The sequence below is a fragment of the Pseudomonas sp. UBA7500 genome (assembly GCF_002478435.1).
GTDB lineage: Bacteria > Pseudomonadota > Gammaproteobacteria > Pseudomonadales > Pseudomonadaceae > Aquipseudomonas > Aquipseudomonas palmensis.
In genome coordinates this window covers 347,212-365,748 of sequence record NZ_DLNW01000044.1, presented here as the reverse complement: position 1 = coordinate 365,748, position 18,537 = coordinate 347,212, and the positions used below count along the sequence as shown (strand labels likewise).

General features: G+C 66.5%; 17 protein-coding genes. 5 read left to right on the top strand and 12 right to left on the bottom strand.

Annotation, left to right across the window (positions count from 1 at the left end):
* Positions 1 to 26 precede the first annotated feature (26 nt).
* Positions 27 to 941: a TauD/TfdA dioxygenase family protein gene (locus tag B4I46_RS18805; protein ID WP_043860763.1), complete on the bottom strand. Its 915-nt coding sequence runs from the start codon at positions 939 to 941 to the stop codon at positions 27 to 29.
* Positions 942 to 1,122: 181 nt separating this feature from the next.
* Here B4I46_RS18805 and B4I46_RS18800 point away from each other — a divergent pair, with 181 nt between their 5' ends.
* On the top strand, positions 1,123 to 2,049 hold the full coding sequence (locus tag B4I46_RS18800) for a LysR family transcriptional regulator (RefSeq protein WP_088515518.1): 927 nt from the start codon (positions 1,123 to 1,125) through the stop codon (positions 2,047 to 2,049).
* On the opposite strand, the gene B4I46_RS18795 is transcribed toward B4I46_RS18800, so the two are convergent.
* Positions 2,006 to 3,052: an ABC transporter substrate-binding protein gene (locus B4I46_RS18795; RefSeq protein ID WP_278929981.1), complete on the bottom strand. Its 1,047-nt coding sequence runs from the start codon at positions 3,050 to 3,052 to the stop codon at positions 2,006 to 2,008. The two genes, B4I46_RS18800 and B4I46_RS18795, sit on opposite strands and share 44 nt — an antisense overlap.
* Before the next feature lie 268 nt (positions 3,053 to 3,320).
* Here B4I46_RS18795 and B4I46_RS18790 point away from each other — a divergent pair, with 268 nt between their 5' ends.
* The 3 genes from B4I46_RS18790 to B4I46_RS18780 are packed head-to-tail and all read left to right on the top strand — an operon-like array spanning position 3,321 to position 7,339.
* The gene (locus B4I46_RS18790) at positions 3,321 to 4,907 is read left to right on the top strand and encodes an ABC transporter permease (protein WP_210014877.1); all 1,587 of its coding nucleotides are present in this window, start codon (positions 3,321 to 3,323) and stop codon (positions 4,905 to 4,907) included.
* Positions 4,904 to 5,728: an ABC transporter ATP-binding protein gene (locus B4I46_RS18785; protein ID WP_043860759.1), complete on the top strand. Its 825-nt coding sequence runs from the start codon at positions 4,904 to 4,906 to the stop codon at positions 5,726 to 5,728. The genes B4I46_RS18790 and B4I46_RS18785 overlap by 4 nt, the downstream gene beginning before the upstream one ends.
* Before the next feature lie 9 nt (positions 5,729 to 5,737).
* Entirely contained in the window at positions 5,738 to 7,339 is a 1,602-nt protein-coding gene (locus B4I46_RS18780; protein WP_054914802.1) for an arylsulfatase, read from the top strand.
* On the opposite strand, the gene B4I46_RS18775 is transcribed toward B4I46_RS18780, so the two are convergent.
* Positions 7,311 to 8,003 (bottom strand): Crp/Fnr family transcriptional regulator, encoded by a 693-nt coding sequence (locus tag B4I46_RS18775; protein WP_286901303.1) that lies wholly within the window; start codon positions 8,001 to 8,003, stop codon positions 7,311 to 7,313. The two genes, B4I46_RS18780 and B4I46_RS18775, sit on opposite strands and share 29 nt — an antisense overlap.
* A gap of 89 nt (positions 8,004 to 8,092) precedes the next feature.
* On the opposite strand from B4I46_RS18775, the gene B4I46_RS18770 reads away from it, so the two are divergent.
* Entirely contained in the window at positions 8,093 to 8,617 is a 525-nt protein-coding gene (locus tag B4I46_RS18770; RefSeq protein ID WP_286901301.1) for a DUF962 domain-containing protein, read from the top strand.
* A 104-nt stretch (positions 8,618 to 8,721) separates the two neighbouring features.
* On the opposite strand, the gene pcaC is transcribed toward B4I46_RS18770, so the two are convergent.
* From pcaC to pcaR, 9 genes are all read right to left on the bottom strand, one after another.
* Positions 8,722 to 9,114 (bottom strand): 4-carboxymuconolactone decarboxylase, encoded by a 393-nt coding sequence (pcaC, locus tag B4I46_RS18765; RefSeq protein WP_043860755.1) that lies wholly within the window; start codon positions 9,112 to 9,114, stop codon positions 8,722 to 8,724.
* Between the two features lie 10 nt (positions 9,115 to 9,124).
* Positions 9,125 to 9,916: a 3-oxoadipate enol-lactonase gene (gene pcaD, locus B4I46_RS18760; protein ID WP_054914805.1), complete on the bottom strand. Its 792-nt coding sequence runs from the start codon at positions 9,914 to 9,916 to the stop codon at positions 9,125 to 9,127.
* 11 nt (positions 9,917 to 9,927) lie between these two features.
* Entirely contained in the window at positions 9,928 to 11,292 is a 1,365-nt protein-coding gene (locus B4I46_RS18755; RefSeq protein WP_286901299.1) for a 3-carboxy-cis,cis-muconate cycloisomerase, read from the bottom strand.
* Positions 11,293 to 11,304: 12 nt separating this feature from the next.
* Positions 11,305 to 12,594 (bottom strand): MFS family transporter, encoded by a 1,290-nt coding sequence (locus B4I46_RS18750; protein ID WP_054914806.1) that lies wholly within the window; start codon positions 12,592 to 12,594, stop codon positions 11,305 to 11,307.
* A gap of 119 nt (positions 12,595 to 12,713) precedes the next feature.
* Positions 12,714 to 13,919, bottom strand: a complete 1,206-nt coding sequence (pcaF, locus tag B4I46_RS18745; protein WP_286901368.1) for a 3-oxoadipyl-CoA thiolase — start codon at positions 13,917 to 13,919, stop codon at positions 12,714 to 12,716.
* Positions 13,916 to 14,695, bottom strand: a complete 780-nt coding sequence (locus B4I46_RS18740; protein ID WP_043860750.1) for a CoA-transferase subunit beta — start codon at positions 14,693 to 14,695, stop codon at positions 13,916 to 13,918. Before B4I46_RS18740 ends, pcaF begins: the two co-directional genes overlap by 4 nt.
* Complete coding sequence (locus tag B4I46_RS18735; RefSeq protein ID WP_043860749.1) at positions 14,692 to 15,552, bottom strand: CoA transferase subunit A; 861 nt, start codon at positions 15,550 to 15,552, stop codon at positions 14,692 to 14,694. Before B4I46_RS18735 ends, B4I46_RS18740 begins: the two co-directional genes overlap by 4 nt.
* Before the next feature lie 238 nt (positions 15,553 to 15,790).
* Positions 15,791 to 17,137, bottom strand: a complete 1,347-nt coding sequence (locus B4I46_RS18730) for an MFS transporter (protein WP_043860748.1) — start codon at positions 17,135 to 17,137, stop codon at positions 15,791 to 15,793.
* Between the two features lie 284 nt (positions 17,138 to 17,421).
* Positions 17,422 to 18,297: a pca regulon transcriptional regulator PcaR gene (gene pcaR / locus B4I46_RS18725; RefSeq protein WP_173925037.1), complete on the bottom strand. Its 876-nt coding sequence runs from the start codon at positions 18,295 to 18,297 to the stop codon at positions 17,422 to 17,424.
* Positions 18,298 to 18,537: the final 240 nt, after the last annotated feature.

Genomic DNA, 18,537 nt, shown 5'->3' with positions numbered 1-18,537 from the left:
CTTGACCCGCGATGAGGCCAGCCCCATCAGCCCACATCCTGCCCCTTGATGGTGCGGCTACGCTGCCCCTGCACCCCCACCGGCACATCCCCCTGCAGCGTCACCCGACGCACCACACGCCCCTGGGTACCGTAGTCATCCACCGCATAATGCTGGGTCGCGCGGTTGTCCCAGATCGCCACGTCCCCGGCCTGCCAGCGCCAGCGCACGGTGTTCTCCAGGCGCGTCACATGGCTCTGCAGCAGGTTGAACAGGTGATCCGAATCGGCCTTCGAATAGCCCTTGATGCGCTTCACGAAATGCCCCAGCAGCAGGTGCTTCTCACCGCTCACCGGGTGCACCCGCACCACCGGATGCTCGGTCTCGTACACCGTCGAAGTGAACACCTTGCGGTAGTTCTCCAACTGCTCGAGGCTCACGTTCGGCTTGGTCGCGGCATAGTCGTACTCGTTGCTGTGCACCGCCCACAACTGCTCGGCCAGCGCCTGCAAGGCCGGTGACAGGTCATCGTACGCGCTGGCGGTATTGGCCCACACCGTATCGCCCCCCGACGCCGGCGCCACCACCGAACGCAGGATCGACGCCTTGGGGTACGCCTCGACGAAGGTCACGTCGGTGTGCCAGGAGTTGGCCCGACGCCCTTGCCCGCCATCGAGTTCCAGCAGGTAGCGGGTGCCATCGCGCACCGGCACGGTCGGGTGCGCGATGGGCTCGCCCAGCAGGTGCGCGAAGGCCTCCTGGGTCTGGTCGTCCAGCTGCGTCTGGCCCCTGAAGAAGATCACCTTGTGCTGCACCAGCGCGGCCTGGATCGCCTCCACCACCGCCGGGGCCAGGTCGGCGCCCAGTGTCACCCCACGAATTTCGGCACCGATGCGCCCGGCCACCGGATGAATCTCCAGCGCATGGCTGACAGGTGCTGCGGCAAATGCGGCGTTGCTCATGGTTCGTCCCTCATCGGTTGCGTCACGGTAAGTGCCGATGAAACTCTGGCGCTATCTATATGCAAATAAGCTCTAACAGATATGCAAGTGCTTCATTGACGGAATAAGAGCTTGCATTTAAAACCCAGACTCCCGGGGCGGCAAATACCTTCGCCCTATTTTTGGAATGCCGGAAAAGCATATGGATCTTCGCCAACTGCGCTACTTCATCGCCCTCACCGAACACCGCAGTTTCGTGCGCGCCGCCGACGCCATGGGCATCACCCAGCCCGCCTTCAGCCGCAGTATCCAGGGCCTGGAGCAGGAGTTCGGCTGTGTGCTGGTGGACCGCGCCAACAAGGATCTGCGCCCCACGCCCGAAGGCCAGGTGGTGCTGCAGCACGCCCTGCGCCTGGTGCAGGGCGCGGCGCAGCTGAGCAGCGAGGTGCAGCAGATGACCAAGCTCGATGCCGGCGAGCTGCGCTTTGGCTGCGGCCCTGCACCGGCGGTGAACCTGGTGCCGCAGGCGGTGGCGCAGTTCATCAACGCCCACCCCAAGGTGCGCACGCATTTCGAGGTCTCAAACTGGGAAACGCTCAGCCGGGCGCTGAGCCGCGAAGAGATCGAGTTCTTCGTCGCCGACATCCGCCACTTCGAAGCCGACCCCAACTTCCAGACCCTGGCCCTGACCCCGCGCCGCGGCCTGTTCTTCTGCCGCCCCGGGCACCCGCTGCTGGCCAAGGACAGCCTGTCGACCAACGACATGTTCGACTACCCGCTGGCCTGTTCGCTGATTCCGCCGGGGGTGCGCAAGCTGCTGGCCAACCTCAGCGGCAAGACCGACTTTTCGCCGCAGATCCAGAGCGAGCACCAACCCACCCTGCTCAAGATCGTGCTCGGCACCAATGCCATCGGCATCGGCAGCGAAGAGGCCTACGGCGCGGCGGTGCAGGCCGGCGAACTGGTGCGCCTGCACTGGCGCAACCTGCCGGCCAACCTCGACAGCTTCAATGCCCGCTGCGGCATCGTCAGCCGCAGCGGCTACCGCCTGTCCCCTGCGGCGCGGGCGATGATCGAGACCCTGATCAACCTTGACCGCCAGCCTGCGCCACAGGCGCTGGTCGGGTAGCCTGCGGCGCCAGCCACTGGTCGACCTTGAACGGTTTGCGAATCAGGCGCTGCTGCGCGGCGAGGTCCACCGAGGCTTGCAGGCGGGCGAGAAAGTCGGGGTCCAGGGTAGAGTCGAACACCGCGCTCAGGCGCTCCTGGCTGAGGTCACGCTGCAGGATCGCCGGCGGGTAGCTGGCACGCTCCGACACCAGCTGGATGTAGGCGTCCTTGTTGGCATCGTCGGTCAGCCATTGCACCGCCGGCTGCTGCGCGGCGACGAACTTCTCGACCACTGCCGGGTACGCATCGACGAAGGCACCGGCGGCCACCAGCACCGCCTGCACATTGCCCGCCCCGCCCAGATCGCGGGTATTGAGCGGCAGTTCGGCCAGGCCGCGATCGGCCAGCGCACTGATGCCGGTGGAGCCCCAGGTGGCGTCGATCTGCCTGGCCGCCAGGGCGGCGATAGCCGCGCTGAAATCCAGGTTGATGACCTTGAGGTCCTTCTCGCTCAGGCCCTGGCTGGCCAGCGCGGCATCGAACGAAAGCTGCGTGGCGGTGCCACGGAACACGGCCACGCGCTTGCCCTTGAGGTCCTGCAGGGTCTTGATGCCGCTGCCCGGCACCACCCCAAGGTAGTGCTTGACCCCGCGCGCGGTGGCGGCCACCAGGCGGGTGTCGACGCCATTGGCCTTGCCGATGATCGCCGCCAGGTCGCCCAGGTAGGCGAAGTCCACCTGGCCATTGGCGAACGCCTCGTTGATGACTGGCCCCGCACCCTTGAAGTAGCTCCACTGGATGCTGATGCCGTCGGCGGCGAAGGCTTTCTCCAGCAGCTGTTGCTGTTGCAGCACGTCGGTGATGCCACCGCCCGAATGCTGGGTGCCGGCACTCAGGTCGGGCACCGCGATGCGGATCTGCTTGAGCTCGGCGCCCTGCGCCAGTGTCGGCATCCAGCCGATCACGGCGGCCAGTGCGGGGGTGGCGAACAGGCTGAAAACACGATTGATCGACAGGTTCATGGCACACAGCTCCTTGTAATGGTGCGGCCACGCTACCCATAGCGGATGCCAATCTTTAAATACTATTAAATTACATTTTAATAACAAGATTACATATAAGCCCTGTCAGGCCCGGCCCTGCGGGCTATGCATTTCACACAACCAAAATATGCTTCGAATGCATTGGCTGCGCGGCGAGTCAGCGGCTTTAAATGCAGTTCTTATCGCTCAATCGAATGTAATTTCTTCTGCATATACCCATAAGAAATATACAAATAGCGAGGCCTGCATGACCCGTACCGCCCTTTCCTCACTGGCCCCCGCCCCTGGCCTGCCGCGTCTGCGCAGCCTGCCCTGGCAGCGCCTGCAAGCCTGGTATCTGCCCCTGCTGCTGGCGGCGGTGTGGTGGCTGGCCAGCCGCAACCACTGGATGAGCGAGCAGATACTGCCACCGCCTGCGCTGGTATGGGACAGCGCCGTGGAACTGGGTCGCGGCGAGGTGTGGGCGCACCTGGCCATCAGCCTGCAACGCCTGCTGCTGGGGCTGGTGGCCGGGGTCGGGGCCGGTGCGGTGCTCGGCGCCTGGCTGGGCTTCAGCCAGCGCGCCGAACGCCTGGTACTGCCGACTTTCAACGCCCTGGCGCAGATCCCCACGCTGGCCTGGGTGCCGCTGTTCATGGTGCTGTTCGGCATCGGCGAAGTGCTCAAGCTGGTGGTGCTGGTCAAGGCGGTGATCGTGCCGGTGACCCTGCACACCCTGGTGGGCGTGCGCGATGCCCAACCGCGCCTGCGCGAAGCGGCGGCGGTACTGCGCCTGCCCACGCACCTGCTGGTTCGCCGGCTGATCCTGCCCGCTGCGTTGCCGGCGTTTCTGGCCGGTGTGCGCCTGGCCCTGGCGGCCGGCTGGACCTCGCTGCTGGCGGTCGAGCTGCTGGCCTCCAGCGAAGGCCTGGGCTACCTGATGGTGTGGGCACGGCAACTGTTCATGCTCGACATCGTGTTCGTGTGCATCGCCGTGATCGGCGTGCTCGGGCTGCTGATGGACCGCGGCCTGGGCTGGCTCGACCGCCGCCTGCTGCACTGGCCGCACCCGGCCACCGCACAACTGCGGGTGCGCCCGCTGCGTGGCTGGCAGCGCCTGCATGCCCTGGGCCTGCCGCTGGCGCTGCTGGTGCTGTGGCAACTGGCAAGCCAGTACGGTTGGGTCGATGCGAACATTCTGGTGGCGCCGCTGGAGGTGGTGCACAGCACCTGGGCCGGCGTGCTCGACGGCACCTTGAGCGGCGCGCTGGCCGTCAGCGTCGGGCGAGCGCTGGGCGGCCTGCTGCTGGGCGGCAGCCTGGGCTTTGCCTTCGGCCTGTTGCTGGGCCTGTCGCGCCGCGCCGAGCGCCTGCTGGGCCCGAGCCTGGCCGGGCTGCGCCAGATCGCGATCTTCGCCTGGGTGCCGCTGCTGACCGCCTGGTTCGGCCTGGGCGAACTGGCCAAATGGGTATTCGTCGGCCTGGCGGCATTCTTCCCGCTGTTCATCGCCACCCAGCGCGCGGTTGCCAGCCTGCCTGCGCAGCTCGACGAAGCCGCCCGCGTGCTACGCCTGAGCGGTGCCCAGCGCCTGCGCAGGCTGGTGCTACCAGGCGCCGCGCCGGGCATCTTCGCCGGGTTGCGGGTCGGCCTGATCTACGCCTGGCTGGGCACCATCGGCGCCGAGTACTTCATGCCCTCCGGCGGTGGCATCGGCAGCCTGATGATCGGCGCCCAGCAACTGCTGCGCATGGACCTGATCATGGCCGGCATGCTGCTGGTCGGCCTCACCGGCGCCCTGCTCGGCGCCGTCGGACAACACATCGAACTGCGCGCCACGCGCTGGAGACGGGCATGAACGCACTCGCTCACCCACGGGTCAGCTTCAACCAGGTCGGCAAGCGCTTCAGCGTGGCCGACGGCGAACTGGAAGCGATCCGCGATTTCAACCTGCAGATCGCCGACGGCGAATTCGTCGCCATCGTCGGCGCCAGCGGCTGCGGCAAGTCCACCCTGCTGCGCCTGCTGGTGGGCCTGGACGCCGAGTACCAGGGGCAGATCCTGATCGACGGCCAGCCGGTGCACGGCATCGGCAGCGAACGCGGCATCGTGTTCCAGGAGCACCGCCTGTTCCCCTGGCTGACGGTGGCCGAGAACATCGACCTGGGCCTGGTCAACGAGGGCCTGGAGCGCACCCGGCGCGCCCGGCGGGTGGCCGACTTCATCAGCCTGGTGGGCCTCGAAGACTTTGCCCAGGCCTACCCGCACCAGCTCTCGGGCGGCATGGCCCAGCGCGTGGCGATTGCCCGCGGGCTGGTGGCCAGCCCGCGCATCCTGCTGCTGGACGAACCCTTCGGCGCCCTCGACGCCCTTACCCGCCAGCAGATGCAGGACGAACTGCTGGCCATTCGCGAACGGGCGCGCATCACCACCCTGCTGGTAACCCACGATGTCGAGGAAGCGATATTCCTGGCCGACCGCGTGGTGGTGCTCGAACCGCGCCCGGGGCGGATCAAGCGCATCGTCGAGGTCGACCTGCCGCACCCGCGCCAGCGCGCCAGCCTGGCGTTCCACCGCCTGCGCGAAACCCTGCTGCACGAACTGACCCACGATGAGCGCTACCTGCCGCCCGCAGTGGAGCAGATCCGCGACCTGCCTCTGACCTATCTTGCCTGCTGAGTGCCGACCATGAGCCAACGCCCCAACTTCCTGATCATCGTTGCCGACGACCTGGGCTTTTCCGACCTGGGTGCCTTCGGCGGCGAAATTGCCACGCCGCACCTGGACGCCCTGGCCACTGCCGGCCTGCGCCTGACCGACTTCCATACCGCGCCCACCTGCTCGCCGACCCGCTCGATGCTGCTGACCGGTACCGACCACCACATCGCCGGCATCGGCACCATGGCCGAGGCGCTGACCCCGGAGCTGATCGGCAAGCCGGGCTACGAGGGCTACCTCAACGACCGCGTGGTGGCGCTGCCCGAACTGCTGCGCGAGGCCGGCTACCAGACGCTGATGAGCGGCAAGTGGCACCTGGGCCTGAAGGCCGAGCTGGCGCCACATGCGCGTGGCTTCGAACGTTCGTTCGCGCTGCTGCCGGGCGCGGCCAACCACTATGGCTTCGAACCCACCTACGACGAACACACCCCCGGCCTGCTCAAGTCGACCCCGGCGCTGTACATCGAGGACGACACCTTCGTCGAAGCGCTACCCGAGGGCTTCTATTCCTCCGACGCCTTCGGCGACAAGTTGCTGCAGTACCTCAAGGAGCGCGACCAGAGCCGGCCGTTCTTCGCCTACCTGCCGTTCTCCGCGCCGCACTGGCCGTTGCAGGCGCCGGCCGAGGTGGTGGCGCGCTACAAGGGTCGCTACGACGCCGGGCCCGAAGTACTGCGCCAGGAGCGCCTGGAAAAACTGCGCGCCCTGGGCCTGATCGGCGCCGAGGTGCAGGCGCACCCGGTGGATGAACAATGGCAGGCGCTGAGCGACGAACAGCGCCAGCGCTCGGCACGCGCCATGGAGGTGTACGCGGCGATGGTCGAGCGCATGGACTGGAACATCGGCCGGGTGCTCGGCTACCTGCGCAACCAGGGCCTGCTGGACAACACCCTGGTGCTGTTCATGTCCGACAACGGTGCCGAGGGCGCGCTGCTCGAAGCCTTCCCCAAGTTCGGCCCGCACCTGGCCAGCTACCTGGACCAGCACTACGACAACAGCCTGGACAACATCGGCCGCGCCAACTCCTACGTGTGGTACGGCCCGCACTGGGCCCAGGCGGCCACCGCACCGTCGCGGCTGTTCAAGGCCTTCACCACCGAGGGCGGCATTCGCGTGCCGGCCCTGCTGCACTACCCGGCACTGGCGCGCCAGGGGCAGATCAGCCATCAGTTCAGCACCGTGATGGACATCACCCCGACCCTGCTGGACCTGGCCGGCATCCGCCACCCGGGCAAACGCTGGCGCGGGCGTGACGTGGCGCCGCTGCGCGGCAAGTCGTGGCTGGGCTACCTGTCGGGCGAGACCGAGCAGGTACACGACGAGCACACCGTCACCGGCTGGGAGCTGTTCGGGCGCCGGGCGATTCGCCAGGGGCACTGGAAGGCGGTGTACATTCCAGGCCCGGTGGGGCCGGCCACCTGGCAGCTGTACGACCTGAGCATCGATCCCGGCGAGGTCCACGACCTGGCGCAGGCGCAGCCGGCAAAGCTGCAGGCCCTGCTCGGCGAATGGCAGAAGTACGTCGAGGAAACCGGGGTGATCCTCAGCCAGTCGCCGTTCCAGCCGGATTAGCCATCAGTGCCAGGCGCGCGGGGTCGAGAATCTCGATCTCGCCGTAGCTCAGGCGCAGCACGCCATCCTGCTCCAGCGCCTTGAGAATCTGGTTGGTGGTCTGGCGCGACAGCGCGAGCATCAGCGCCAGTTGCTCCTGGGACAATTGCAACACCCTCCTGGCCCCCTCCACTTCGCCGTAACCGGCGGCGATCTGCAGCAGCCGGTAGGCCACCCGCGGCGCGGCACTCATCAGGCTCTGCTGCTCCAGCGCGACAAAGGCCAGGCGCAGCTTGTGGCTCATCAGCAAGGCGAATTCACGCCAGTAATGCGGTTGCGCATCCAGCAATTTCACCAGCGCGCCCTGGGGCACCCGCAGCAGGTGGGTGGCACCTTCTGCATAGGCGTCGTGGGTACGTGGCTGGTCGTCGAACAGGCAGATCTCGCCGAACCAGTGCGGGGCCTCGATCAGGGTCAGCACCGCCTCCTTGCCCTGGGCGCTGACCGCACCGATGCGGATGGCGCCTTCGAGCACCGCGTACAGTCCGCAAGGCGGGTCGCCGCGCTGGAACAGGCAGGCGCCGGCCTCCAGGCTCACGGGCCGGGCCAGGTGCAGCAGGCTATCCTGCAGGGTAGCGGGCAACTGTTTGAACCAGTGACCCTGGCGCAAGGTTGAAGCGTTCATCGGGGGCCTCGTGGTGACACTGTCGGCTAGCCGACAGACGACGGTGCCTGCGCAGGGCAAGCTCGGGCAATCCTACAGGAGGAACAACAATGAAAAGCCTCGTCGAGCACCTGAGTCAATACGCGGCCTACCACCGCGACCCACGCAACATCGCCACGCACTTCGTGGGTATCCCGCTGATCGTGGTGGCGGTCACGGTGCTGCTGTCGCGTCCGGGCATGGCATTGGGCGGGGTGTGGCTTTCGCCTGCATTGCTGGTGGCGCTGTGGTCGGCGTGGTTCTACCTGCGCCTGGACACCCGCTTCGGGTTGCTGATGAGCGTGTTGCTGGGCTTGTGCCTGTGGGCCGGGCAGGTACTGGCGGTTCAAAGCACGCTGGTGTGGCTGAGTGCGGGGCTGGGGCTGTTCGTGGTGGGCTGGGTGATCCAGTTCGTCGGCCACTATTACGAGGGGCGCAAGCCGGCGTTTGTGGACGACATCAGCGGGCTGATCGTGGGGCCGTTGTTCGTGGTGGCGGAGATGGCGTTCGTGCTGGGGTTGCGCGGGGAGTTGAAGCGGTCGATCGAGGCGAATGCGGGGCCGGTGGGTAGTCGCTCGAAAAAGGCGCTGCTCTGAGGGCCACCATCGCGGGTCAAGCCCGCTCCCACAAGGTATGCACCAGCCTCAAGGCAGCGGTGAACCTGTGGGAGCGGGCTTGACCCGCGATGAGGCCCGCAAGATCAGGCGCGGGATTCGACGCCCAGTTCATCCCACACCGACTCCGCCAGGTGGAACGTGGCATTGGCCGCCGGGATCCCGCAATAGATCGCGCTCTGCATCAGCACTTCCTTGATCTCTTCGCGGGTCACGCCGTTGTTCGCCGCCGCCCGCAAGTGCAGCTTCAGCTCTTCATTGCGGTTCATGCCGATCAGCATCGCGATGGTGATCAGGCTGCGGGTATGGCGTGGCAACCCCGGCCGCGTCCAGATATCGCCCCACGCGTGCCGAGTGATCATTTCCTGGAACTCGCCGTTGAACTCGGTGAGGTTGCTCAGGCTGCGGTCCACATGGGCATCGCCCAGTACCGCACGCCGCACCTGCATGCCGGCCTCGTAACGTTCTTTTTCGTCCACAACCTACTCCTCAGCGGGCCAGCAGAAAATCGATCACGCGGCGGCTGAACGGCGCGCCGACTTCAACGTTGGACAGGTGCGCCGCCTGGAACTCGGCATACTCGGCACCCACCACATGCTCCTGGATGAAGCGCCCGCCAGCCGGCGGCGTGACCGCATCGGCACTGCCGGAAATCACCAGCAGCGGCACCTTGATCTCACCCAGCTGGTCCCGGAAGTCCGCATCTCGCACCGCGCCGCAGTTGGCCGCATAGCCATCGGGCGAAGTGCCCGCCAGCATGTCGGTGATGCGCTTGGCCTGGTCCGGGTTGGCCTGCGCATAGGCCTTGGTGAACCAGCGCTCGATGGAGGCGTCGCGCAGCCCCACCATCGCCGCCTCGCGGTCGCGCAGCACCATGTCGATGCGCGGGTTCCATACCTCGTCGTTGCCGATCTTGGCTGCGGTGTTGCACACGATCAGGCGGTTCAGGCGCTCGCCGGCATGGATGCCCAGCCACTGCCCGATCAGCCCGCCCATGGACAGGCCGCAGAAATGCGCCCGCTCGATCTTCAGCGCGTCCAGCAGTGCCAGCACGTCACGCCCCAGTTGCTCGATGCTGTACGGCCCCTCGGTCACCAGCGACTGGCCATGCCCGCGAGTGTCGTAGCGCAGTACCCGAAAATGCGCGGCAAATGCCGGCAGTTGCGGGTCCCACATGGTGTGGTCGGTGCCCAGCGAGTTGGACAGCACCAGCACCGGTGCGCCCTCGGGCCCGTCGAGCCGGTAGTTCAGTACGCCATCAGCGAGTTGTACGCTAGCCACAACGGCCTCCTTCAACGCTTGAATTGTTGGTGTTCAGCCACCGCCCTCGCCACCCACACGCGGGCCTGGCCCAGGTAATGAGCAGGGTCGAGCAGGCGGTCGAGTTCGTCCGCCGACAGCTCGGCAGTCACCTGCGGATCGTCGCCCAGCACGTCGCGCAGCTGACGCTGTTCGGCCACCGCACGCTTGCAGCAGGTTTCCAGCAGGTGGTGTGCGGTGTCCCGGCCCAGTCGCTGGGCCAGCACGATGCTGACCGCCTCGGCCAGCACCAGGCCCTGGGTCAGGTCGAGGTTGCGGCGCATGCGCGCAGCATCCACCTCCAGGCCCTCGGCAATCACCTGGGCCTGGCGCAGGGCGCCGGACACCAGGCAGCAGATCTCGGGCAGGGTTTCCCATTCGGCATGCCACAGGCCCAGGCTGCGCTCGTGCTCCTGGGGCATTGCCGCGAACAGCGTGGACACCAGCCCCGGTACACGGGTAGCGGCGCCGATCAGCACCGCCGCGCCCACCGGGTTGCGCTTGTGCGGCATGGTCGACGAGCCGCCCTTGCCCGGCGCAGCAGGCTCGAACACCTCCGCCGCCTCGGTCTGCATCAGCAGGCTCACATCGCGTCCCAGCTTGCCCAGGCTGCCGGCGATCATGCCCAGCACCGAGGCGAACTCCACCAGGCGGTCACGCTGGGTATGCCAGGGCTGCTCGGGCAGGCTCAGCCTGAGCTGCCCGGCCAGCGCCTCGGCCACCGGCAATGCCTTGTTGCCCAGCGCCGCCAGGGTGCCGGAGGCGCCGCCGAACTGCAGGCTCAGCAGGCGCGGCTTGAGCTCCTGCAGGCGATGACGGTGACGGGTGAGTGCACCGAGCCAGCCGGCGATCTTCATGCCCAGGGTCACGGGCGTTGCATGTTGCAGCCAGGTGCGCCCGGCCAGCGGCGTGTCGGCATGCTGCAGCGCCTGGTGCGCCAGGCTGTCGGCCAGGCGCGCCAGGTCGGCTTCGATCAGGCCCAGGGCATCGCGCAATTGCAGCACCAGCCCGGTGTCCATCGCATCCTGGCTGGTAGCGCCCAGGTGCACGAAGCGCTCGGCTTCGGGCACGCCGCTGGCAATCACCTTGCCCAGCGCCTTGACCAGCGGGATGGCCGAGTTGCCGGCCACCGCGATGGCCTCGGCCAGGGCCGCGAAGTCATAGCGCTCGGCCTGGCAGGCCGCTTCGATCGGTGCCACCGCCACCTGCGGGATCAGCCCCACCGCCGCCTCGGCGCGGGCCAGCGCGGCTTCGAAATCGAGCATGCCCTGCACTCGGCCACGGTCGGAAAACACGGCGCGCATGGCCGGCGCGGTGAAGTAGGCATCGAACAGCTGATTGCCCGGACGTTGGTTCATCGGTGGTCCTTCTCAATGATCGTGGTGCAGGTACGCCGCCTGCTTGGGCAGGCGCAGGCTGAACAGGAAGGCAATCGCCATCATCACCGTAACGTACCAGTAAAAGGCGTTTTCCATGTTCAGCGACTTGAGCCCCAGTGCCACATATTCGGCCGAGCCGCCGAAGATCGCGTTGGCCACCGCGTAGGCCAGGCCCACGCCCAGCGCACGTACCTGCGGCGGGAACATCTCGGCTTTGACCAGCCCGCTGATCGAGGTGTAGAAGCTCACGATGGCCAGCGCCAGGGTGATCAGCACAAAGGCCAGGAACGGGCTGGTGACGGTTTTCAGGGTAAGCAGGATCGGCACCGTGCACAGGGTGCCCAGGGCGCCGAACCAGAGCATCGAGGTGCGCCGGCCGATGCGGTCCGAGAGCATGCCGAACAGCGGCTGCATGCACATGTACAGGAACAGTGCACCGGTCATGATGAAGCTGGCGGTCTTGGCGCTCATGCCCGCAGTGTTCACCAGGTACTTCTGCATGTAGGTGGTGAAGGTGTAGAAGATCAGCGAGCCGCCGGCGGTGTAGCCAAGCACGGTGATGAACGCCGCCTTGTGGTTGCGGAACAGGCCGCCGAGGCTGCCGGCGTCCTTGTCGTTGCGGGTTTCGGCGCTGCTGGTCTCTTCCAGCGAGCGACGCAGGAACAGCGAGATCACCGCCGCGATGGCACCCACCACGAACGGGATGCGCCAGCCCCAGGCGCGCAGCTCATCTTCGGTGAGCAGTTGCTGCAGGATCACCACCACCAGCACCGCCAGCAGTTGCCCGCCGATCAGGGTCACGTACTGGAACGAAGCAAAGAAACCGCGCTGGCCGCGCAGGGCCACCTCGCTCATGTAGGTGGCGGTGGTGCCGTATTCGCCGCCCACCGACAGGCCCTGGAACAGCCGCGCCAGCAACAGCAGCGCCGGTGCCCAGGCACCGATGCTGGCGTAGGTCGGCAGGCAGGCGATCACCAGCGAGCCGGCGCACATCATCAGCACCGAGATCATCATCGAATTCTTGCGCCCGTGGCGATCGGCCACACGGCCGAACAGCCAGCCGCCGATGGGCCGCATCAGGAACCCGGCGGCGAACACGCCAGCGGTGTTGAGCAGCTGCACCGTCGGGTCGTCGGAGGGGAAGAAAGCCGGGGCAAAGTAGATCGCGCAGAAGGCATAGACGTAGAAGTCGAACCATTCCACGAGGTTGCCCGAGGAGGCACCGACGATGGCGAAAATGCGTTTGCTGCGTTCTTCGCCGGTGTAATGGATTGAAGTCATGGCAATTCACTCTGGAAGGATGTCTGAAGTCTAGACACACTCGGTAACACTCACGTTCCACAGAACAATCACCCCGCTGCCCCGACCTTGCGTGGAGGTCGCAGCAGCGGGGTCATTGATTACACGCGCTCGATGGCCAGGGCCAGGCCCTGCCCGACACCCACGCACATGGTCGCCAGGCCTTTGCGCCCGCCGGATTTCTCCAGCTGGTGCAGCGCTGTCAGCACCAGGCGTGCGCCGCTCATGCCCAACGGGTGACCCAGGGCAATGGCGCCGCCGTTGGGGTTGACCTGCGGCGCGTCGTCGGCAATGCCGAGTTCGCGCAGCACGGCCAGGCCTTGGCTGGCGAACGCTTCGTTGAGCTCGATCACGTCGAAATCGGTGACCGCCACGCCCAGGCGCTCGATCAGCTTGCGCACCGCCGGCACCGGGCCGATGCCCATTACCCGGGGGGCAACGCCGGCACTGGCCATGCCGAGCACGCGCGCGCGCGGGGTCAGGCCATGCTTTTGCACCGCCTCGGCCGATGCCAGTATCAGCGCCGCGGCGCCGTCGTTGACGCCCGAGGCGTTGCCGGCGGTGACCGTCTTGTCCGCGCCGTTGACCGGCTTGAGCCTGGCCAGGGCTTCGAGGGTGGTGTCGGCGCGCGGGTGTTCGTCGTGCTCGACCACGGTCTCGCCCTTCTTGTGCGCGATGCGCACCGGCACGATCTCTTCGGCGAAGTAGCCGGCGGCCTGGGCCTTGGCGGTGCGCTGCTGGCTGCGCAGGGCGAAGGCATCCTGGTCGGCGCGCGATACCTGATAGTCGTCGGCCACGTTGTCGGCGGTCTGTGGCATCGCGTCCACGCCGTACTGGGCCTTCATCAGCGGGTTGATGAAGCGCCAGCCGATGGTGGTGTCTTCCAGCGTCATGTTGCGCGAATAGGCGCTTTCGGCCTTGCCCATCACGAACGGTGCACGGGACATCGACTCGACGCCGCCGGCAATCGCCAGCTCCATCTCGCCGCTGGCAATGGCGCGAAACGCCGTGCCGATGGCGTCCATGCCCGAGGCGCACAGGCGGTTGAGGGTCACACCCGGCACGCTGTCGGGCAGCCCGGCCAGCAGCAGGGCCATGCGCGCCACGTTGCGGTTGTCTTCACCGGCCTGGTTGGCGCAGCCGAAGAACACTTCGTCGAGCTGGTCCCATTGCACCGTGGGGTTGCGCTCGATCAGCGCCTTGAGCGGTACCGCCGCCAGGTCGTCGGCGCGCACGCCGGCCAGGGCGCCGCCGAAGCGGCCGATGGGGGTGCGAATCGCGTCGCAGATGAATACGTCACGCATCAGGCTTCTCCCGGCGCTTGGCCGTGGGCGGCCGCGGTGCGCGCTTCGAGGTCGCGCAGCGCAGTCAGCTCGACTTCGCTCGGCGCCACGGTGGTTTCGACGCTGTCGGCAAAGCGGATCGCCCAGCCGGTGGCGGCGACGATCTGCTCGCGGGTCACACCCGGGTGAATCGAGGTGACCACGAATTCGTTGCTGCCGGCTTCAGGTTCCATGATGCACAGGTCGGTGATGATGCCCACCGGGCCAGCACCGGGCAGGCCCAGGCGTTTGCGCGAGTCGCCGCCTTCGCCGTGGCCGACCGAGGTGATGAAGTCGAGCTTGTCGACGAAGGCGCGCGAGGACTGCTTGAGGATGATCAGCACGGTCTTGGCGGAGCCGGCGATTTCCGGTGCGCCACCGGCACCCGGCAGGCGTACCTTGGGCTGGTGGTAGTCGCCGACCACGGTGGTGTTGATGTTGCCGAAACGGTCGACCTGGGCCGCGCCCAGAAAGCCCACGTCAATGCGCCCGCCCTGCAGCCAGTAGCGGAAGATCTCGCCGGTGGGCACCACGGTATCGGCGGTTTCGGCCAGCTCGCCGTCACCGATGGACAGCGGCAGTACCGTTGGCTTGGCGCCGATAGGGCCCGATTCGTAGATCAGCACCACGTCGGGCGAAGAGGTCAGGCGTGCCAGGTTGGCGGCCTTGGACGGCAGGCCGATGCCGACGAAGCACACAGCGCCGTTGCGCAGGCGGCGGGCAGCGGCAACGGTCATCATTTCATTGGTGGAGTAGCTCATTGTGCAGCCTCCGAAGCGCTGGCCAGTTTTGCCTTGAAGGCAGGGAAGTCGGCGGTGCCGCGAATGTATTCGTCGATCCAGGCGGTGAAGGTCTCACGGCTGCGGGCAATCGGGTCCCAGGCCTGGTAGAAGCGGTTGTCACGCTCGGAGTAGCCGTGCGCGTAGGACGGGTGCGCCCCGCCCGGTACCAGGCACACGGCCGACAGTGCCCAGGTGGGCAGCACGCAGGCATTCATTGGCGCGTTGAGGTCGTCGACGATCTCTTCCACGGTGACGATGCAGCGCTTGGCGGCCAGGGCGGCCTCCTTCTGCACACCCAGGATGCCCCACAGCAGCACGTTGCCCTTGCGGTCGGCCTTCTGCGCGTGGATCACGGTGACGTCCGGGCGAACCGACGGCACGGCGGCCAGCACCTCACCGGTGAACGGGCAGGTCACGCTCTTGATCAGCGGGTTGACCTTGGGCAGGTCGGAGCCGGCGTAGGCGCGCAGCACCGCGAACGGCAGGCCCGAGGCACCGGCAACGTAGGCGTTGGCGAGGTCGGCGTGGCTGTGTTCTTCGATTTCCATGGCGTGCGGCCACTGCTTCTCGACCGCGTCACGCAGGCGGTGCAGCGACCCGACACCCGGGTTGCCGCCCCACGAGAAGATCAGCTTGCGGGCGCAGCCGGCGCCGATCAGCTGGTCGTAGATCAGGTCGGGGGTCATGCGCACCAGGGTCAGATCCTTCTTGCCCTGACGAATGATTTCGTGCCCGGCGGCGGTCGGGATCAAATGCGTGAAGCCTTCAAGGGCGACGCTGTCGCCGTCGTTGACGAACTGCTTCACGGCGTCGTGGAGCGAGAGGATTTCAGCCATTGCAGACTCCTGGAGAGCGGTTTCAGAGGTGCCTCTGGGCGGCACCGGCATGAGCTCAGATTAAGGCGGCGCATTGGGCCGTACAATCCGATAATCGCCATAGCGTTCGATTATCGAACGTATTGTTGTTGTGCTAAGGATCCACAAACCATCGCGGGTCAAGCCCGCTCCCACAGGTACGGTGGAGATCCATGTGGGAGCGGGCTTGACCCGCGATAGGGGCGCTACTGCCAGCCGGTCAGGTCGCGTCAGCGTGGCTCACCACACCCTTGATCACCACCGCCACCGTCGCGATCGCGGCCGGGATCACCAGGGCCGTCAGCACCTGTTCGAAGTTCCAGCCCAGGCCCAGCAACGTGGCGCCCATCCAGGCCCCGAGAATCGCGCCAAACCGGCCGATGCCCAGCATCCACGACACGCCGGTGGCGCGGCCCTGGGTGGGGTAGAAGCGCGCCGCCAGCGACGGCATCGCCGACTGCGCCCCGTTCACGCACATGCCGGCAATCAGCACCAGGGTCGCCAACAGCGTGATGTTGCCCAGGCTCTGGCCCACCGCGTAGGCGAACACCCCGGCCAGCAGGTAGAAGGTGCCGATCACCTTGTGCGGGTTGTAGCGGTCCATCGCCCAGCCTACCGCCACCGCACTGAGCACGCCGCCGAACTGGAACAGCGCACCGATGAACGCCGCCTGCTCCATGCTCGCGCCGCTGTCACGCATCAGCGTGGGCAGCCAGCTGGTCAGCAGGTAGACGATCACCAGGCCCATGAAATAGGTCAGCCACAACAGCAGCGTGCCGACGCTGTAGGTGCCCGAGAAGATCACCGCGAACACGTTGCGCGCCTTGACCGTCTTCTGTTCCGGCACGCTGAAGCTGGCAGCCTGGTTGACGATGCCCGGCTCGATCGGCGCCAATGTGCGGCGTACCCGGTCGGTGCCCTTGTTGCGCACCACCAGGTAACGCGCCGACTCCGGCAGCCACACCATCAGTACCACCACCAGCAGCAGCGGCAGGATGCCGCCGATCAGCAGCAGGCTGTGCCAGCCGAACATCGGGATCAGCTTGGCGGAAATGAACCCGCCACCGGCCATGCCCAGGTTGAAGCCGCAGAACATGCTGGTGACCAGCAACGATTTGTGCCGCTCGGGGGTGTATTCGGACAGCAGCGTGGTGGCGTTCGGCATGCCGGCGCCCAGGCCCAGGCCGGTCAGAAAGCGCAGCACCAGCAACTGGTCGACGTTGGTGGCATAGGCCGAGGCCAGACTGAACGCGCCGAACAGCAACACCGCGCCCACCAGCACCACCTTGCGCCCGAAACGGTCGGCCAGCGGCCCCGAGCCCAGCGCACCGAACACCATGCCGATCAGCGCGGCGCTCATCACCGGGCCCAGGCTGGCGCGGTCGATGCCCCAGTCCTGGGACAGTGCCGGGGCAATGAAGCCCATTGCGGCGGTGTCCAGGCCGTCGAGGAACACGATCAGAAAGCACAGGATGACCACCCGCCATTGGTAACGCGACAACGGCTGGGCATTGATGAACGACTGCACATCCAGGCAGTTTCCAACAGCAGCTTGGGGACTATTCATTGTTTTTATCCAGAAGATGCGCGCGAGTGTGCGGGTGCGCGCGTGAACGGCACAGACGGTCGGGTACGGGTCTTTTGGAAAGGGTCAGCTACCGTGCAGCCGGCAGGCGGGCAGGTACAGGCTGAAGCAGGACAGGGTGCAGGTCATGGGGTGTTCTCTCGCTCATTATTATTGGAGGCCGTCAGGGGCCACTTGATGCGAGGGACATTAATAAGGCGCGCGACGCGGCGCAATTCGATAAACGCAAGACTGTGCGTTTATCGAACAGGAACCGCTCGGCGCATTCAACTGAACAGCTGGGTACTCAGGTCGCGGCTGGCCGCCACCATGATCGGCAGAAACTTCTGCTCCAGCTCGCTGCGACTCACCCGCCCGGCGTGGGTACTGATGTTCAGCGCCGCCAGTACCTGGCCGGAGGCGTCGTACACCGGCACCGCGATCGAACGCAGGCCCTGCTCCAGCTCCTGGTCGACCACGCACCAGCCCTGCTCGCGCACCTGCTGGAGGATTTCCAGCAAGGCTGCCGGGTCGTGCACGGTACGGCTGGTCTTGGCCTGCAGGTCGGCGTGCTCCAGGTATTCGTGCAGGGTGGCGTCGTCCAGCGCCGCCAGCAGGATGCGCCCCATCGAGGTGCAATAGGCCGGCAGGCGCCCGCCCACCGACAGGTCCACCGAAATAAGGCGCTGCACCGTCGCCGAGCGGGCGATGTAGAGAATGTCGTCACCTTCGAGGGTGGCCATGTTGCAGGCCTCGTGCAACTGGTCGCTCATGCGGTCCAGGTACGGCTGCGCCGATACCGCCAATGGCGTCGAGGACAGGTAGGCATGACCCAGGGTCAGCACCTTGGGCAGCAATGAATAGGTGCGCCCGTCGGTGGTGGCATAGCCGAGCTTGATCAGCGTGTGCAGGCAACGGCGAACCGCCGCGCGCGGGATCTCGGTGCGGTGGCTGATCTGGGCGATGGTCAGGTGCCGCTTGCGCTCCTGGAACGCCTGCACCACCGCCAGGCCCCGCGCCAGCGACGTCATGAAATCCGGGTCGCCGGTGAACGCCTGGATGCGCTTGGCCGGCGAGGCCACGATGGGCGGCGCCAACGAAGCGAAAGAGCTGCGCACGTTGTCGTTCAGGCCTGGGCCCTTGCCCCCTGTTTCTTCACTCATGACTCACCTCGGCAAACTTCACTTGGGCGATTATCGAACCATCGGCCGATAATCGCAATTGACCGATACCTACAATTGCTTATACCTTTCGCCTGCCACATGTGGCTTCTTGGAGAGACTGGTCAGGTACCCACCGTAGAAGTCCCAGGCACGGCCTTGCCCACCAGCAAGGCCGTTTTTGCTTCTGCCGGGCTGACAGGCCCCGACAGAAGGTGTAAAACAGCCATTCAACTGCAATCA

What these genes read in the sequence shown, in the direction of transcription:
- B4I46_RS18740 (WP_043860750.1), bottom strand. Translation starts at nt 14,695, where the DNA reads ATGAGCTACTCCACCAATGAAATGATGACCGTTGCCGCTGCCCGCCGC.
- B4I46_RS18795 (WP_278929981.1), bottom strand. Translation starts at nt 3,052, where the DNA reads ATGAACCTGTCGATCAATCGTGTTTTCAGCCTGTTCGCCACCCCCGCA.
- pcaR (WP_173925037.1), bottom strand. Translation starts at nt 18,297, where the DNA reads ATGAGTGAAGAAACAGGGGGCAAGGGCCCAGGCCTGAACGACAACGTG.
- B4I46_RS18770 (WP_286901301.1), top strand. Translation starts at nt 8,093, where the DNA reads ATGAAAAGCCTCGTCGAGCACCTGAGTCAATACGCGGCCTACCACCGC.
- B4I46_RS18805 (WP_043860763.1), bottom strand. Translation starts at nt 941, where the DNA reads ATGAGCAACGCCGCATTTGCCGCAGCACCTGTCAGCCATGCGCTGGAG.
- B4I46_RS18775 (WP_286901303.1), bottom strand. Translation starts at nt 8,003, where the DNA reads ATGAACGCTTCAACCTTGCGCCAGGGTCACTGGTTCAAACAGTTGCCC.
- B4I46_RS18755 (WP_286901299.1), bottom strand. Translation starts at nt 11,292, where the DNA reads ATGAACCAACGTCCGGGCAATCAGCTGTTCGATGCCTACTTCACCGCG.
- B4I46_RS18800 (WP_088515518.1), top strand. Translation starts at nt 1,123, where the DNA reads ATGGATCTTCGCCAACTGCGCTACTTCATCGCCCTCACCGAACACCGC.
- B4I46_RS18790 (WP_210014877.1), top strand. Translation starts at nt 3,321, where the DNA reads ATGACCCGTACCGCCCTTTCCTCACTGGCCCCCGCCCCTGGCCTGCCG.
- B4I46_RS18730 (WP_043860748.1), bottom strand. Translation starts at nt 17,137, where the DNA reads ATGAATAGTCCCCAAGCTGCTGTTGGAAACTGCCTGGATGTGCAGTCG.
- B4I46_RS18735 (WP_043860749.1), bottom strand. Translation starts at nt 15,552, where the DNA reads ATGGCTGAAATCCTCTCGCTCCACGACGCCGTGAAGCAGTTCGTCAAC.
- B4I46_RS18785 (WP_043860759.1), top strand. Translation starts at nt 4,904, where the DNA reads ATGAACGCACTCGCTCACCCACGGGTCAGCTTCAACCAGGTCGGCAAG.
- B4I46_RS18780 (WP_054914802.1), top strand. Translation starts at nt 5,738, where the DNA reads ATGAGCCAACGCCCCAACTTCCTGATCATCGTTGCCGACGACCTGGGC.
- B4I46_RS18750 (WP_054914806.1), bottom strand. Translation starts at nt 12,594, where the DNA reads ATGACTTCAATCCATTACACCGGCGAAGAACGCAGCAAACGCATTTTC.